The sequence below is a fragment of the Peribacillus sp. P4_C12 genome (genome assembly GCF_056402095.1).
Map to the genome: position 1 here is coordinate 1 of NZ_JBFUIB010001071.1, position 738 is coordinate 738.

Below are 738 nucleotides of genomic sequence, written 5' to 3' on the forward strand. Positions count from 1 at the left end.
CACTAGGAGGCAACAACAATGGAACAAGGTAAAGTGAAATGGTTTAACGCAGAAAAAGGATTTGGCTTCATCGAACGCGAAAACGGAGACGATGTATTCGTACATTTCTCAGCTATTCAAAGCGAAGGATTCAAATCATTAGACGAAGGTCAAGAAGTTACTTTTGAAGTTGAGCAAGGTCAACGTGGACCCCAAGCTACTAACGTTCAAAAAGCATAATTTTAAATACAATATATAACGGACTCTACTTGTAGAGTCTGTTTTTTTTCGAATAAAGATACTCTTTATAGAATATCTTTTTTTGAAAATAAAAAAACCCCTATTCACAAGGAATAGGGGAATATGAAACAAGTTTAGTAAATGGTAAACACAGTATAACACACTAAGAAAAGAAACCCTAATTTATCCGAAAAGTAAAAATTCTCACACAGTTCCTAAGTATAATTTCAATACAGAATTAATCATTTATTTTTTATCTGATTCGTATGTTCGATCCAGACCCCACGGGTAAAACGGCGGCATATCAGAGCTGCTCTTCATTGTAAATTCAGCTTTCCGTTTTTCTAAGAAAGCTTCGATTCCTTCTTGTGCATCAGCTTGCTTTCCGGTCCAATGAAGCATTTTCGATTCTATTTTATGTGATTCAACTGGATGATTTGCTCCACATAAAATAGAATCGAAAATGCTTCATTGGACCGGAAAGCAAGCTGATGCACAAGAAGGAATCGAAGCTTTCTT

Annotated in this window: 2 protein-coding genes; one reads left to right on the top strand and one right to left on the bottom strand. The window is 35.6% G+C overall.

Annotated elements, in window-relative coordinates; translation table 11 throughout:
* Positions 1-18 precede the first annotated feature (18 nt).
* Positions 19-219, top strand: coding sequence for a cold-shock protein (locus AC1DUW_RS31350; RefSeq protein ID WP_029714163.1), 201 nt, complete (start codon positions 19-21; stop codon positions 217-219).
* A gap of 246 nt (positions 220-465) precedes the next feature.
* Here AC1DUW_RS31350 and AC1DUW_RS31355 read toward each other — a convergent pair whose 3' ends face one another.
* The gene (locus AC1DUW_RS31355; RefSeq protein WP_477644516.1) at positions 466-621 is read right to left on the bottom strand and encodes a hypothetical protein; all 156 of its coding nucleotides are present in this window, start codon (positions 619-621) and stop codon (positions 466-468) included.
* Positions 622-738 lie beyond the last annotated feature (117 nt).